13 protein-coding genes are annotated in these 14,599 nt (G+C 59.2%); 8 read left to right on the forward strand and 5 right to left on the reverse strand.

Annotated features, from left to right (window positions below; genetic code table 11):
- Positions 1-37: 37 nt before the first annotated feature.
- The 5 genes from Q675_RS23440 to Q675_RS23460 are packed head-to-tail and all read right to left on the reverse strand — an operon-like array spanning position 38 to position 5,072.
- Positions 38-1,450, reverse strand: coding sequence for an ATP-binding protein (locus tag Q675_RS23440; protein WP_011783839.1), 1,413 nt, complete (start codon positions 1,448-1,450; stop codon positions 38-40).
- Positions 1,447-2,130 (reverse strand): response regulator transcription factor, encoded by a 684-nt coding sequence (locus Q675_RS23445; RefSeq protein WP_022993398.1) that lies wholly within the window; start codon positions 2,128-2,130, stop codon positions 1,447-1,449. Before Q675_RS23445 ends, Q675_RS23440 begins: the two co-directional genes overlap by 4 nt.
- Before the next feature lie 24 nt (positions 2,131-2,154).
- Positions 2,155-3,702, reverse strand: a complete 1,548-nt coding sequence (locus Q675_RS23450; RefSeq protein WP_023010679.1) for an ArnT family glycosyltransferase — start codon at positions 3,700-3,702, stop codon at positions 2,155-2,157.
- A complete protein-coding gene (locus tag Q675_RS23455) occupies positions 3,686-4,693 on the reverse strand; it encodes a glycosyltransferase family 2 protein (RefSeq protein WP_031211073.1) in 1,008 nt (335 codons plus the stop codon). The genes Q675_RS23450 and Q675_RS23455 overlap by 17 nt, the downstream gene beginning before the upstream one ends.
- Entirely contained in the window at positions 4,665-5,072 is a 408-nt protein-coding gene (locus Q675_RS23460; RefSeq protein WP_023010681.1) for a GtrA family protein, read from the reverse strand. The genes Q675_RS23455 and Q675_RS23460 overlap by 29 nt, the downstream gene beginning before the upstream one ends.
- A gap of 226 nt (positions 5,073-5,298) precedes the next feature.
- Here Q675_RS23460 and Q675_RS23465 point away from each other — a divergent pair, with 226 nt between their 5' ends.
- From Q675_RS23465 to Q675_RS23500, 8 genes are all read left to right on the forward strand, one after another.
- Positions 5,299-6,009 carry a thermostable hemolysin gene (locus Q675_RS23465; RefSeq protein WP_167539878.1) on the forward strand — a complete coding sequence of 237 codons (711 nt, stop codon included), beginning with the start codon at positions 5,299-5,301 and terminating at the stop codon, positions 6,007-6,009.
- The gene (locus tag Q675_RS23470) at positions 5,993-8,185 is read left to right on the forward strand and encodes an AMP-binding protein (RefSeq protein ID WP_023010683.1); all 2,193 of its coding nucleotides are present in this window, start codon (positions 5,993-5,995) and stop codon (positions 8,183-8,185) included. Before Q675_RS23465 ends, Q675_RS23470 begins: the two co-directional genes overlap by 17 nt.
- Positions 8,172-8,954, forward strand: coding sequence for an SDR family oxidoreductase (locus Q675_RS23475; protein ID WP_023010684.1), 783 nt, complete (start codon positions 8,172-8,174; stop codon positions 8,952-8,954). Before Q675_RS23470 ends, Q675_RS23475 begins: the two co-directional genes overlap by 14 nt.
- Positions 8,951-9,571: a tetratricopeptide repeat protein gene (locus Q675_RS23480; protein ID WP_023007786.1), complete on the forward strand. Its 621-nt coding sequence runs from the start codon at positions 8,951-8,953 to the stop codon at positions 9,569-9,571. The genes Q675_RS23475 and Q675_RS23480 overlap by 4 nt, the downstream gene beginning before the upstream one ends.
- A 77-nt stretch (positions 9,572-9,648) precedes the next feature.
- Positions 9,649-11,163: a diguanylate cyclase gene (locus Q675_RS23485; protein WP_022993392.1), complete on the forward strand. Its 1,515-nt coding sequence runs from the start codon at positions 9,649-9,651 to the stop codon at positions 11,161-11,163.
- 82 nt (positions 11,164-11,245) lie between these two features.
- Positions 11,246-12,112, forward strand: a complete 867-nt coding sequence (locus Q675_RS23490; RefSeq protein ID WP_031211077.1) for an MBL fold metallo-hydrolase — start codon at positions 11,246-11,248, stop codon at positions 12,110-12,112.
- A gap of 7 nt (positions 12,113-12,119) precedes the next feature.
- On the forward strand, positions 12,120-13,844 hold the full coding sequence (locus tag Q675_RS23495) for a SulP family inorganic anion transporter (RefSeq protein ID WP_023007783.1): 1,725 nt from the start codon (positions 12,120-12,122) through the stop codon (positions 13,842-13,844).
- 88 nt (positions 13,845-13,932) lie between these two features.
- Complete coding sequence (locus Q675_RS23500; protein WP_023010686.1) at positions 13,933-14,592, forward strand: energy-coupling factor ABC transporter permease; 660 nt, start codon at positions 13,933-13,935, stop codon at positions 14,590-14,592.
- The last annotated feature ends 7 nt before the right edge of the window (positions 14,593-14,599 follow it).

Genomic DNA, 14,599 nt, shown 5'->3' on the forward strand with positions numbered 1-14,599 from the left:
AGACTTATTCAGAGCCTCCTTAAAGCTTAACCGAATCTTAAGAGCGTTTAGTGAGCGCCGGGCATCGTGCTGGCAGCCATACTTGCACACAAAGCCCGGATTGACCGTCTGCTCTGTCTGCCAGGATTAGATGGCCACCATGGAGCTCGGCAATACGCCGAGCAATCGCCAGCCCTAGCCCTGCGCCTCCTCCTTTACGTTGATCCAGTCGCACAAACCGGCTGAGTGCGCGTTCACGCTCCTCCGCGGGAATTCCAGGACCCTGGTCACAAACCGAAATGGCGTAGCCTTCACCTGCGGGAACGAGATTGGTGGTGATTATGGTATGAGGCGGACTGTATTGGATGGCGTTGGCCAGCAAGGAGCGCATGAGGGTGTTAATCAGGGCACGATGGCAGCTAATCAGGGACTGACCTGTTTCGTCCTGGAGCACCGGCTCTATGTTTTTCTTTAGCGCCAGCGGTGCAACATCTGCGATGCTTTGTTCCAGAATGGCGGAAAGATTGTGATGCTCCGGCGGAAACTGAGCGCCGGAGTCCACCCGACTCAGTAACAGCATTTGTTCGACCAGATGAACCATTCGGTCTACGGCCTGGATAAGGTCTCCATATTGTTCGGGGTTGTCACCGTAAACTTTCTCCAGATTCAGGCGCAGCGCGGCCAATGGGGTTCGCAGCTCATGTGCCGCATCAGCGGAGAAGCGGCGTTCACGTTCCAGAGCCTGATTCAGTCGTCTCAACAGGCCGTTGACTGCGTGCACCAATCCAGCTACTTCTTTCGGAGCCTGACGATCGTCGAGGGGATGGATGTTCTCCGGTGCCATGTTCCGAACCGGTTTTTCGAGCTTTCTCAAAGGCTTGAAACTCACCTGAATTGATGCCAGTACGGCTATGGCCAGTAAAGGTAACGCCAACAGAAAGGGCAGTACGTTGCCCAGTGCAATTTCCTGGCTCAGTTCATCCCGAACGTCTTCTCGCTGGGCGGTACGTATCCAGAACCCGGTCGATGGATCTCGAATGGTAAACGTTCGCCATTGATAGCCGGCGGCTTCCTGCCAGGCAAATCCTGGCTCAAGGCCTTGGGCATCGTTAGCCCGGAGAGTGTCCAGAACAGGTTGTTGATCAGGAGACCAGACTTCGAAAGCGATTTTGCGTTCGTATTTATGCCCGGCACCGTCGGGCAGAATTTCGTCCTCTTCTTCATCGCCCTGAAATAATGCGTCCGGCAATTCGAGAGTTTTCGACAGCGTAAAGGCTAACTGCTCGATAGACTGAGTGCTCGAGAGATGTTCCACCAGCCCCTGCACAATCCGGGTACTTTGTGCCAGCTCCGCATCGAACAGTTCGTCCAACTGGTGATTGCTGACATAGAACCCCCAGCCTGCCGCGATCAGAGTGATCATAAAAACAGTGCTGGTAATTAGCAGAATCAGCTTCCGTGTCAGGCTCATATTTCTTGGCCTTCCGAGGCTGCTTTGCTGTCCAGCATGTAGCCAACGCCGCGCACAGTGCGAATGGCCTGCTTACCCAGCCGCCGGCGCAGATGGTGAACGTGAACTTCCAGGGCGTTGCTCTCGGCACCCTGATCCCAGCCGTAAAGTTGTTCCTCCAAACGTCGTCTGGTTGCCACCTGATCAGGGTGCCGCATCAGATAGTGAAGGATCTGCAGTTCGCTACGGGGTAGCACGAACGTCTCTGTGCCTACCTGCAATTGCGCAGAGTCCGGATCGAGCACCAGTCGCCCCACCTTGAGTCCTGAGACTCGTGTGCCTGAGCGGCGGCGAGTAACCGCCCTTATCCGGGCTTTCAGTTCTGACATGGCAAAGGGCTTGGTCAGGTAATCGTCTGCCCCTGCATCCAGTCCCTGTAGTTTTTCGGTCAGTTCGCTCCGCGCAGTCAGGATGATGATGGGCAACTCTACGCCCTGCTCCCTCACCTGGCGGACAATGTCCAGGCCATCGACACGGGGTAACGTCAAGTCAAGAATGGCCAGGTCAAAGCTCTCGTTCAGTAAGGCGTTCAGAGCCTGTTGGCCATCATCGACCCAATCTACGGTATTCTGGCCGTCCCGCAGCATGCTCAGCATGGTGTTGGCCAGTGGGTGATCGTCTTCGGTTAGAAGTATGCGCATTTGGCTACGCCATCCGGTTGGTTTTTAGCTCAAAGGTTGCTGGTGTTTTTCAGTGTAATGGAATGCGGGCAATTTGCGGTCCGAATTACTGTTCCCAGCCGTATTGTTGGTCATCGGTTCCAGCAGGAACAGCTTGTAACGCCGGTTTTCGTCGACCGGATCGGTAATCTGCTGCAACTGGCCAAGTAAGTCATGCTGGTTTTTTCCCACGGCCACCGCCAAAGGTCGCCGCAGAGTTCCATTCGCGAGCTGAAGACGAAGACTTTCCACGTCAATGCTATCGGCTCTGCCTGCGCTGTAAAACCTGGCCGAAAATGGCGGTTCGCCGGTGTACACAAGCCTGGCCGATGAACGCCCGGCCAGTTGGCTGGCGGTCATCACCAGCTCCCGTTCCGTTTTCAGTTGCTCCGGATGCAGGTAGACCCAGCCGCTGGCAATTGAGCCGAGTAAGGGGATGAACAGGGGGGCGGCTATGGCGGAGCGCTTTAAGCGTCGGCCGGTGTCTGCTGCCAGTAACCCGGAGGCGAGCGCAGCCACAAATGGCAGTCCCGGCAGCACATAGGTCCACAGTATGTTACCGGCCAGGGTAAAGAACACGGCCGGTGCCACCGCGGCCAGGATTACCAGCGCGCTGACATGTTGTTCGCCAGTATGCCATTGCTGCAGCTTGGGAGCGTCGCGCCAGTGGTTGCGAAGCACGCCAGCCACCGCGACAAGCCCCCAGGGCATGCTGGCAAGCACAAGATAGAGCCAGATCGTGCCCCGGGGGAAATCATGGGCACTGCCGTAAAGGTCACCCTGCCAGCCGCTGACGACAAAGCGCTTGATGTGCTCACCGACAATGAAGTAATCCAGGAAACCCGGTGTCTTCAGCTCTGCCAGGACATACCAGGGCGCTGACATCAACAGGGTCAGGGCCAGCCCGCGCACCCAGGGCAAACTGTGCCAGAGGGTCTGCCAACGGTTGAAGGTGAGCGCCCAGAGGAACACCGGCAGGCCAGCAAGCACCAGAACCAGTGGTCCCTTGGCCAGCAGGCCAGTAGCCAGGCCGATGAAGAACAGCCAGCCCCAGAGCGGCGGCCCCCCCTGCAGGCGAATGATCAGGCTCACCAGTGTCAGGCTGGTGCCAAGGGCCAGGAATGAATCCGTCATTACCGTGCCGGCAGACAGAAAGCCCAATGCCGTAGTGGCGTAGATTAACGCAGCCCAGAGCCCTTGAGTTTTGGCTCCGTGGCCGAGCGGGTCGGGGTGCAGGTAGCGACGCAGGTTGTAGACCAGCCAGACGATGCCGACATTGGCCAGCCAGGAGGGCAGTCGGCCGGCGAATTCGCTGACGCCGAACAGCTTGAACGACAGTGCCTGAGTCCAGAACGACAGGGGCGGCTTGCCCCAGAAAGGCACACCAATATCGAACCAGGGGGTTATCCAGTCGCCGGTTTCCGCCATGATCCGCGCCATCTCCGCGTAGCGGGGCTCGGTGGTGTCCGCGAACGGCAACAAGGCAGACAGGCCGAGCCTGGCAGCAAGCACCGAGACCAGCAGCCACAGCAAGGTGTTACTGATTCTGGTCATGGCCGGCCACTCGCAGCATGGGTTGTATGTAAGTCATGGTCTCCTGACTATCTTCCGCCACGATAAAGACCGGGCGTTGCTTGGTTTCCATATAGATGCGCCCGATGTATTCCCCCAACAAGCCGACACACAGAAGCTGGACGCCGGACAGGAAGGTGATCATGGCAATCAGGGAGGCATAGCCCGGTGTTGAAATGCCGAAGGCCAGCGCCCGGATTACCTCCCAGAGGCCAACGGTGCCGCCTGCCCCCGCGGCCAGTAAGCCCAGCACAAGGGCCAGTCGCAGTGGTCGGGTCGAGAATGAGGTGATGCCCTCCATGGCCAGGTGTACGAGTTTCAGGTAGTTCCACTTGGTGCTGCCTGCGATTCGGGGGTCGCGATCGAATTCCAGGGTTACGGTGGGCATACCGACCCAGGCAAACATGCCCTTGAGGTAACGGTTGCGTTCCGGAAGCCGGTTCAGGGCCTCGACCGTGCGCCGGCTCATCAGCCGGAAGTCGCCGGTATCGACCGGAATCGGAGAATCGCTGATCCGATTGATCAGACGATAGAAAAGGCTGGCCGTGATGCGTTTAAGCCAGCTTTCGCCGGCCCGGGATCGGCGTTTCATCAGCACGACATCGGCCCCTTTGCGCCATTCGGCAAGCATGTCGGGAATCAGTTCGGGGGGATCCTGAAGGTCTGCATCCATAAGCACCACGGCCTCGCCGCGGGCGTGCTCCAGGCCGGCCGAGACTGCCGCCTCCTTGCCGAAGTTTCGGGACAACTGCAAGACACGGATTTCTGGCTGCCGTTGCCTGGCGGCCATCAGAATTGCGACCGAATCATCCCGACTGCCGTCGTCGACAAACAGCAGCTCAAAGCTGCCGTCGAGATTTTGCCCGGTTGTCCAGAGTCGAGCCAGCAGGGCCGGGAGCACTTCAGCCTCGTTGTGGACCGGAATAACTATGCTCAGCATAGGTTCAGGGGAGCTTGAGCGTTGTTTTTTCATGGAAAACAAACCTCTTGGCAAAGAAGTAATTGGCAACCGTGACGAGTGCCGTGGCCAGGAACTGTGCTGACAGGACTTTGAGGCCAGCCAGGCTGAGAACGGAGAAGCTGAAAAGGTTCAGGGTCCAGCCCAGACTGGCTGCCGCCAGGTATCGCGGCATCGCGACTCGGTGCGGCAGGTTTGAGGCAAACGCGTACTGATGCTGGGCCACGTAGTTGAAAACCAGTCCGGCCGTGGCTCCGGTTGCTGTTGCTAGCCTGGGGTCAAGCCCGGCCTGAACCAGCAGGCCCATTATCAGCCAATGCAACAGCGTGGCCAGTCCGCCGGCTGCAAGGAAACGGGCAAGTCGGCGTTGAAAAAAATGGCGAGCTTTGGGCATAGGTGTTTGCGTCTGTGTCGATTGTTTTCGGGATAGCCCCGAGGTTGGCCGCAATCTACCCCTCCTTTCTTAAGTGAGCCTTAACCGTGCAGGCACAGAAACCTTAAGGCGCTCTTAAGGTTGCTGTGGTGCCGTCTTAAGACTGGTTTAAGCCAGCCTTTCTAATCTGTCAGCCATGACCCTGCGTCCGTCTGGGCCAGGAAAAGCAAGCAGAGAGAAGGCAGCCATGACTGATCCGTTAACAATGTCGACCTGTTGTCCTCCGGATTCCGGGGAGTTGGTTCCGGCCGTCCGTTGTGCTGGCCGGTGGTTTTGCGAAATCCAGTCCAACACGCCATTGGCCCACACGGTGTCGGATTTCATTCGGCGCCGCTTCCTCCACGCGTACGGGGCCGAGCCTTCCCTGCGTATTCCACGGCTTCTGGCCCTGACAACCGCTCAGGGAACGCTGCTGGCCGCCGTTGGCGTGCGCAATGCGGAACAGGAACGGCTTTTTCTGGAGGATTACCTGTCGGTGCCGGTGCAAACACTGATGCCGGAACCGGGAACAAGGCGCAGCGGTATTGCCGAAATTGCCCACCTGGCCGGGGTGGAAGCCGGGGTCAGCCGCTATCTGTTCGCCTCGCTCTCAGTGTGGTTGGATGCTGCCGGCTATGACTGGGTGGTGTGTACCGGTACCGACCAGTTGCGCAACAGTTTCCATCGGCTCGGCATCGCCACGCAGGTGCTGGCGGATGCCGACCCTTCAAAATTGCCGGATGGCGGCGCTGGTTGGGGTCGCTATTACGACCATCATCCGGTGGTGATGACCATCAAGGTCGCTGATGGTATGGCGGCCTTGCGCGCCGCCGGCTTGCTGAAGCTGGTGCAGCCGGTTGTTGCGGCCGAGGATAAACTGCAGGCGGACCTGGGAGGTGCCTATGGCCGCCTTGCCTGATCTCCTGTCTCAGCGGGTCCGGCAACATCCGGAGCGCATTGCACTGCAGGGGCCAGACGCCAGTTTCAGTTATCAGCAGCTATGGCGGGCGGCGCAGTTGGTGGCCGAGCAGTTGCGGAGCCTGGGCGTGAAACGCATCGGCCTGTGTGGCGACAACACCCCGGCCTGGGTGGTTGCGGACCTGGCTTGTCTGATGGCGGACGTGGTGTGTGTACCGGTGCCGGTGTTTTTTTCTAGAAGCCAGACCGAGCACCTGATTCAGCGGGCCGAGCTGGATGCCCTGGTATTCAGTGGCGAAGCAGAACAGGCGGAGATGATCGGTCATGGCGTCTGGTTGAGACATTTGCCGGTGTCCCCTGCTGCCTCCTGGATGCCGGAACACACCGCCAAGATTACCTTCACCTCCGGCAGTACTGGTACCCCCAAGGGCGTGTGCCTGTCGGCGCAGCAGCTGGCGGCGACCGCCGGTGCGCTGCAGCAGCGGCTGGAAGGTGTGGAGCTGGAGCGACACCTGTGCATTCTGCCGCTGGCAACCCTGCTGGAGAACATTGCCGGGGTTTACCTGCCCCTGCTGATGGGCGCCGCGGTGACGGTTGCCCCGTTGCAGACCCTGGGCATGACTGGCAGCAGTGGCCTCGATCTCGGCCAGCTGGTGGCCGGCCTGAACCGGCATCAACCCCATTCCGTGATTCTGGTGCCTGAGCTGGCGATGGCGCTGGTCAATGCCGGCGAGCAGGGATTGCTGACAACGGATTCGTTTCGCTTCCTGGCGGTCGGCGGCGGCCGGGTATCGCCGGACCTGTTGGCCCGGGGACGGTCGATTGGGTTGCCTCTGTACGAGGGCTACGGTTTGTCTGAATGTGGCTCGGTGGTGGCGCTGAACGTGCCCGGAGCCGAGCGAGAAGGCTCGGTGGGCCGGCCCCTGGGGCATGTGCAGGTAAAGGTGGATAACGAACACCGGATTCTGGTTCGGGGCAATACCCATCTGGGGTATCTCGGTGATGAGCCGCAAGCCGATGACTGGCTGGATACCGGAGATCTGGGCGACCAGGACGCCGAGGGCTTTCTGGCCGTCAACGGCCGGGCCAAGAATCTGTTGATCACCAGCTTTGGCCGGAACATCAGCCCGGAATGGCTGGAAAGTGAACTGGTCCAGGCATTGGGGGCCACTCAGGCCGTGGTATTTGGCGATGGTGAGCCACAACCCGGTGCGTTGGTGGTGATCACCGATAATCGAAGCCCTGATGATGTGCGTGCGGCCCTGACGTTGCTGAATGCCGGTTTACCGGATTATGCCCGCCTGCAGGCTGTGTACCTGCGCCGGCAACGGCTGACCCAGGCCGAGGGTCACATCACGGCCAACGGTCGCCCGGTGCGGCACCAGATTCAGGCGGACCTGCCCAGGCTCATGGCCGAATCCTTTCCCTTATTCATGAATCTCTCAGTGCCTGCGGGCACTTCTATCCGACAGCCAACGCCAGGAGACTCCAACATGGCATTTTTTGACCGACTGCAATCCGAAACTGAACAGGCCCGGGCCCATGTCACCGGAGCCCCGGTGATTCAGGCTATCCGCGAGGGTCGCTTTGATCTTGAGGGTTACACCTGGTTCCTGACCCAGGCCTATCACCACGTGAAGCACACCGTGCCACTGATGATGGCCTGTGGTGGCCGGCTGCCCGAACGGCTGGAATTCGTGCGCAAGGCACTGGTGGAATACATCGAGGAAGAATACGGCCACCACGAGTGGATTCTCAACGACCTTGAAGCCTGCGGTGAAGACAAGGAAGCCATTCGTCATGGCCAGCCCGATACCTCCATCGAGTTGATGGTGGCCTACCTGTATGACCGCATCCAGCGGGGTAACCCGGCGGCTTTTTTTGGCATGGTTCAGGTGCTGGAGGGCACCTCCATTGAACTGGCCACGCCCCTGGGTGAAGCCATCCAGAAACAGCTGGGCCTGCCCAATCAGGCGTTCAGTTATCTTTACTCTCACGGCGCCCTGGATCAGGACCACTTCGAGTTCTTCCGCAACCTGATGAACGACATCACCGATCCGGAGGACCAGCAGGCCATCATCGAGGCTGCGCGCATGGTGTATCGCCTGTACGGCGATATGCTTCACAGTATTCCGCTGCGGGCCCATGGCAAGGAGCAACGTCATGAGGCTGCATGACCGTACCTTCCTGCTGCTGGGTGGTACCGGTGGCATTGGCCAGGCCCTGATCGGGCCGTTGGTGGAATGCGGTGCCCGGGTGATCGTTGCGACCCGGCATCCGGAGCGGCTGGAAAAGCGCGCCGGCGTTTCTCCGGTACACCTGGAGCTGGCCAGCCCGGAGCTGGATCGACAGCTTCAACAGTTGAGTGAGGTGTATCCCGATATTGATGGCGTGATTCATTGCGCCGGCCAGAACCGGTTTGCGGCGCTGGATGCCATGGCGATCAGTGACCTGGATGCCCAGCTTATGGTCAATCTGCGTTCCGCCATGCTGGTGGCCCGGCATTTTGTGCCTCGTTTCCGTAAAGCGGGCGTGGGCGCCCTGGTGTTGGTGGGGTCCACCTTCGGCAGCATCGGGTTTCCCGGCTACACCGCCTATTGCGCCAGCAAGTTCGGCCTGCGCGGCTTCAGCGAAGCCCTGCGTCGGGAGCTGGCGGACACCCCGGTGCAGGTGGTGTACGTAGCGCCCAGAGCCACGGCCACGGCTATGAACCCGGCGCCGGTGAACGAGCTGAACCGTGCCCTGGGCAATGCCATGGACGCACCGGAAGCTGTCGCAGCCCAGATTCTTCAGGCGATGGAAAAAGATGAACGCCGACGTTTTCTCGGCTGGCCGGAAAAACTGTTTGTGGTGATCAACGGCATCCTGCCGAAGCTTGTGGATAAAGCCATGTTAAAACAACTGCCGGTGATCCGGCGCTTTCTGGATTCAGGAGTGGTGTCATGAAGTGGATCGTAATGGTGTTGGCGGGGGTCATGGCCATGCCCCTGTGGGCTCAGGACATGCGGGCTGAACTGGCACAAATCCAGCAACGCTGGGCGCAGATCCAGTATCAGTTGCCCGAAGATGATAAGGAAAAGGCATTTGAGGCACTGGCCAAAGAGGCCGAGACCTTTGTCGCTGATTATCCGGGCCGTGCCGAACCGCTGATCTGGCAGGGTATTGTGCTCAGTACCTACGCCGGCGCCAAAGGCGGCCTGGGTGCGCTGGGGCTGGTGAAAGAGGCCCGGGCCTCCCTGGAAGCGGCCCTGAAGATCGCTCCGGAGGCGCTGGATGGCTCAGCCTATACCTCACTGGGTAGCCTGTATTATCAGGTGCCGGGCTGGCCGTTGGGGTTCGGGGATGATGAGATGGCCCGGAAGTACCTGCAGAAATCGCTGGCAATCAACCCGGAAGGTATTGATGCCAATTACTTCTTTGGAGATTTTCTGGCGGAGCAGGACGAGCCTCAACGGGCACGGGTCTATCTTGAAAAAGTGTTGGCAGCCCCGTCGAGACCTGGTCGGGAAGTGGCGGATGCCGGCCGTCGGGCGGAAGCAAAGGCCCGCCTGGACAGCCTTTGAAGCGCATTCGCCGCGACTGTCGGGCTGGACTACACTAAAAAAACCAGTGTAGACAATAGCAGGGAGACCGGCCATTTATGGCAAGCCAGCCCGACGATGAGCAGCCAGAGGGCCTGTCGGCCCGGTTTTTTCAGAAGCTGGCATCCGGCGTGCCGGGCGTGCTGTTTACCTATTGGCTCAGTGCCGATCACCAGTCCCACCGCTATCCCTACGTTAGTGACCAGGTAAAAGAACTGTTCGGCGTCGAGCCGCAAAAGCTCCGGGAAAATGCCGATTCGGTTTTCCGGGTCATTCATCCTGACGATGCGGCCGGCGTTGGTGAGAGCATCCTGCACTCGGTGCGAACGCTGCAACCCTGGTGTTACCGCGCCCGGCTGAGGATGAAGAATGGCGAGTACCAATGGTACGAGGCCCATTCCGTGCCGGAGCGGCAACCGGACGGCAGCACCCTCTGGTACGGCCAGTTCCACAACATTCAGCACTACAAGGAGCTGGAGCAGCATCTTCGGGATAGTGAAGCGGAATTCTCGTTCCAGGCGGGTTTCCAGAAGCTGATTGCCCGGCTTTCCAGTGAGTTCATTCATCTCGGATTTGGCTCCATCGATGACTGCATTGATGAGTTGCTCAGATCCATCGGCGCCTTTTTCAGCGTTGATCGCGCTTACGTCTATGCCTTTTCGCCGGACCTTGCCACCATGACCAATACCCACGAATGGTGTGCTCCGGGTGTGCCATCGTTGATGGCGGATCAGCAGGCGGTGCCGATTGACGATTTCCGCTGGTGGCAGCAACAGATTCGCCTGATGGAGAGCCAGAGCCAGGTGGTGTTCATTGAGGACACTGCGGATTTGCCGCCTGATGCCGAAAATGAGCGGGCATTGCTGGAGCAGCAGGGAGTCAGTTCCATGTTCTGCGTCCCTGTCCGGATCCGCGGTCAGGTGATGGGCTTCTTTGGTGTGGATTCGTTATCCCGGCGGAGTTGGCGGCGGGATATGGCGGATCTGTTGATTATTGTCTCTGGTCTGTTGTCCGGTGCGTTGGAGCGCAACCGGCTGGAAGAGGACCTGCTTAACCAGTCGATTCGTGATCCCCTGACTGGACTGCATAACCGTCGTTACCTGATGCCCCGGCTGGACGAGATCCTTGCTGCCAGCAATCGCCATGGCGACCGTTTCTGCCTGGCCATGTTCGATATTGATCACTTCAAACGGATAAACGACAACCTGGGCCACCTGGCAGGTGATCAGGTATTGATGCGATTTACCGACGTCCTGCTTGCCCATACCAGAACCACCGATGTGGTGTCCCGCTTCGGGGGTGAGGAATTTCTGGTGGTTTTTACCGGGGTGACCGAGAGGGATGTGCAAACCCTGGTGATGCGAATCATGGAAGCAGTAAGGGAGGAGGAATGGTTGGTCGACGGCAAGGCATTAACCGTTACGGTCAGTGCCGGGGCGGTGTGCGTGTCGGAGCTGACAGACGAGCCGGCCACCCCGGAGGCACTGATTGCCAGGGCAGATGATAGGCTGTACCAGGCCAAGGATGGGGGCCGGGATTGCCTGGTTGATGCATCGGGATTATCGCGCATATAAGAAAACAGCATTTCACCTTATATATCGTTTCAGTATATCCTTAGATCAGATTAAAGAACTGGCGACTTCAGAGGTGAATACCATGACCCAGCCCATCGTTCAGCATTTTTTTGACGAACCCACTAACACCTTCAGTTATGTCGTGCGCGATCCCGACAGCCAGGTCTGTGCGATTCTGGATTCGGTTCTGGATTTCGATTATGCCGCTGGCCGCACCGATGTGCGCTCGGCCGACGAGATCATTCAGTACATTCAGGCGAACGATCTGATCGTGGAATGGATTCTGGAAACTCACGTACATGCGGATCACCTGTCAGCAGCTCCCTACCTGCATGAAAAGCTTGGAGGCAAAACCGGTATCGGGGCAAAAATCATTCAGGTACAGGAAATTTTCGGCAAGGCCTTTAACGCCGGTACCGAGTTTGCCCGCGATGGCAGTCAGTTTGACCGGCTCTTTGAGGAAGGCGACACCTTTGCGATCGGCAGCCTCGAAGGCCGTGTGCTACATACGCCCGGCCATACACCGGCCTGCCTCACCTATGTGATTGGCGACGCCGCCTTTGTGGGCGATACCCTGTTTATGCCGGATTACGGCACGGCCCGCTGTGATTTCCCGGGCGGTGATGCCCGGGTTCTGTATCAGTCCATCCAGAAAGTTCTGGCGTTGCCGCCGGAGACTCGCATTTTCCTGTGTCATGATTACAAGGCACCCGACCGTGATGAATACCAGCACATGACCACCGTGGCCGAGCAGCGCCGGGCTAATGTGCACGTGCACGATGGTGTGTCGGAAGAGGAGTTTGTGAAGATGCGCACCGAGCGGGATGCAACGCTGGATATGCCGAGGCTGATCCTGCCGTCGGTGCAGGTGAATATGCGGGCGGGCCATATGCCGTCTGCAGAAGACAACGGCCAGGTGTACCTGAAGGTACCGGTCAACCTGTTCTGAGCCGCGCATGAATCTGAAACGCTATCTGCCCATTCTGCAATGGGCGCCATCTTACGGTCGCGACCAGGCCACCAGTGATCTGGTGGCTGCCGTCATTGTCACCGTTATGCTGATTCCGCAGTCCCTGGCGTACGCTCTGCTGGCAGGCCTCCCGGCGCAGGTCGGGTTGTACGCCAGCATCCTGCCACTGGTGATCTATGCGGTGTTCGGAACCAGTCGCACCCTCTCTGTTGGCCCGGTGGCGGTGGCCTCGCTGATGACGGCGGCTGCTCTGGCGCCACTGGCCGAGGCGGGCACTGCTGAGTATCTGGCTGGAGCTATCTTGCTGGCGGTGATGTCTGGCCTGATGCTGACCCTGATGGGGGTTCTGCGGCTGGGATTCCTGGCTAACTTCCTGAGCCATCCGGTGATATCCGGGTTTATTACCGCCTCGGGCATTGTCATTGCCGCCAGCCAGCTCAAGCACCTGTTCGGTATCCAGGCCAATGGCCACAACTTGCTGGATATTGGTCACTCGTTACTGGTTTCCCTGGGCAATACCAACGTGCCCACGCTGTTGATCGGGGGCGGGGCCTTGATGTTCCTGTTGTGGTCGCGCCGGTACCTGAAACCGGTACTGCATCGACTCGGCCTGGCGCCCCGGGCGGCTGATATCCTGACCAAGACCGCGCCCATTCTGGCGGTGCTCGTCACCGCTCTGGTTGCCTGGGCATTGCGGCTGGATGAGCAGGGGGTGCGACTGGTCGGTGAGGTACCGTCAGGATTGCCTTCCTTCACCATGCCCAGTCTGGATCTTGGCCTGTGGTCCCAACTGGCGGTCAGCGCCTTGCTGATCAGTGTGGTAGGTTTCGTGGAATCGGTTTCGGTGGGTCAGACCCTGGCGGCCAAACGGCGCCAGCGCATTGACCCGGACCAGGAGCTGATTGGTCTGGGTACCGCCAACCTGGGGTCCGGCCTGTCGGGCGGTATGCCGGTTACCGGTGGCTTTTCCCGTTCGGTGGTGAACTTTGATGCCGGCGCAGAAACACCGGCGGCTGGCGCTTACACGGCGGTGGGCATCGCCCTGGCCACTCTGTTCCTCACTCCGGCCATAGCCTGGTTGCCCCAGGCGACGCTGGCGGCGACCATTATTGTGGCGGTGATCACCCTGATTGATCTGCCGGCACTGGGCCGCACTTTCCGATATTCCCGTACCGATTTCGGGGCCATGCTGGCGACCATCCTGCTTACCCTTGGTCACAGTGTCGAAGCCGGTATCATTGCCGGGGTGGCGTTATCGATTGGCCTGTTCCTGTACCGAACCAGTCGCCCCCACAGCGCCGTGGTGGGCCGGGTGCCGGGCACCGAGCATTTCCGCAACGTGCTGCGCCATGAGGTGGAACTCTGTCCCAAAGTTACCTTCCTGCGGGTGGATGAAAGCCTGTATTTCGCCAATGCCCGTTTCCTTGAAGAAACCGTGATGGATCTGGTTACCCGGGAGCCGGAGCTGACCGATCTGGTGCTGGTGTGTCCGGCGGTGAACCTTATTGACGCCTCAGCCCTGGAAAGCCTGGAAGCGATTAACGAACGGCTGCGCGACGCCGGGGTGCGTCTGCATTTCTCGGAAATCAAGGGCCCGGTCATGGACCGGCTCAAAGGCACGGAGTTGCTGGAACACCTGGGCGGACGCATCTTCCTGAGCACTTATGAAGCCTGGCAGGCGCTCACGAACCGGGCGGCGTTGGCGGCTTGACCTGAACGGTGTGATCCCATTGACGGTGTATGGGGTATGTGTAGACACTGCCCCGTATTTCCAATCGCACCCGCACCGGTAAATCGCCATGGGAATGACCGACAACCTGCTCTCCACCAGTCAATGGCTGATCACCGCCGTGTTGTTTGCGGTGATTCTGTTGAACGCGGTGCGTTCTGTCGACTGGTCCGCCTTGCGCAAGGATAACGCTCTTCAGCATTCGTTTTTCGGTGCTGCGGTGATTCTGGGTTTTGTCTGGCAGTTGCGGGCAGGTATGTCACCAGGATTGGCGATTCACATCTTTGGCATCACGGTGATTACTCTGATGCTGGGTTGGGCTCTGGCCGTGCTGGCGAGCCTGCTGGCTCTGGTGATCACCGTCATCACCGGGCGCGAGCCATTACTGATGTTTGCCGCCAACGGTCTGATTACGGTGATGGTCCCGGCACTGGTCAGCCATGGCATCATGTTGTGGGAACGGCGGCGCAACTTCCGTAACTTCTTCGCTTATATCTTCTTCTGTGGTTTTTTCGGAGCCGGTCTGTCGGTTGCCGCGGCGGGCATTGTGATGTGCCTGATGCTATGGAGCAGCGGTACCTACAGTTTTGATGAACTGGTGCATGAGTATCTGAGGTATCTGCCGCTGTTCATGATTCCGGAGGGCTTCATCAACGGCACCTTTGTCACTGGCCTGATGGTTTTCCATCCGGACCGGCTCAGTTCGCTGGACCAGAGCCGGTACCGCTAAGGCCTTT

It is taken from the genome of Marinobacter sp. EN3, assembly GCF_000475315.1.
GTDB classification, from domain to species: Bacteria; Pseudomonadota; Gammaproteobacteria; order Pseudomonadales; family Oleiphilaceae; genus Marinobacter; species Marinobacter nauticus.

Excerpts from the sequence above, each read along its gene's own strand:
- Q675_RS23485 (WP_022993392.1), top strand. The coding sequence starts at position 9,649 with ATGGCAAGCCAGCCCGACGATGAGCAGCCAGAGGGCCTGTCGGCCCGG.
- Q675_RS23460 (WP_023010681.1), bottom strand. The coding sequence starts at position 5,072 with ATGCCCAAAGCTCGCCATTTTTTTCAACGCCGACTTGCCCGTTTCCTT.
- Q675_RS23455 (WP_031211073.1), bottom strand. The coding sequence starts at position 4,693 with ATGAAAAAACAACGCTCAAGCTCCCCTGAACCTATGCTGAGCATAGTT.
- Q675_RS23465 (WP_167539878.1), top strand. The coding sequence starts at position 5,299 with ATGACTGATCCGTTAACAATGTCGACCTGTTGTCCTCCGGATTCCGGG.
- Q675_RS23470 (WP_023010683.1), top strand. The coding sequence starts at position 5,993 with ATGGCCGCCTTGCCTGATCTCCTGTCTCAGCGGGTCCGGCAACATCCG.
- Q675_RS23445 (WP_022993398.1), bottom strand. The coding sequence starts at position 2,130 with ATGCGCATACTTCTAACCGAAGACGATCACCCACTGGCCAACACCATG.
- Q675_RS23490 (WP_031211077.1), top strand. The coding sequence starts at position 11,246 with ATGACCCAGCCCATCGTTCAGCATTTTTTTGACGAACCCACTAACACC.
- Q675_RS23500 (WP_023010686.1), top strand. The coding sequence starts at position 13,933 with ATGGGAATGACCGACAACCTGCTCTCCACCAGTCAATGGCTGATCACC.
- Q675_RS23495 (WP_023007783.1), top strand. The coding sequence starts at position 12,120 with ATGAATCTGAAACGCTATCTGCCCATTCTGCAATGGGCGCCATCTTAC.
- Q675_RS23440 (WP_011783839.1), bottom strand. The coding sequence starts at position 1,450 with ATGAGCCTGACACGGAAGCTGATTCTGCTAATTACCAGCACTGTTTTT.
- Q675_RS23475 (WP_023010684.1), top strand. The coding sequence starts at position 8,172 with ATGAGGCTGCATGACCGTACCTTCCTGCTGCTGGGTGGTACCGGTGGC.
- Q675_RS23480 (WP_023007786.1), top strand. The coding sequence starts at position 8,951 with ATGAAGTGGATCGTAATGGTGTTGGCGGGGGTCATGGCCATGCCCCTG.
- Q675_RS23450 (WP_023010679.1), bottom strand. The coding sequence starts at position 3,702 with ATGACCAGAATCAGTAACACCTTGCTGTGGCTGCTGGTCTCGGTGCTT.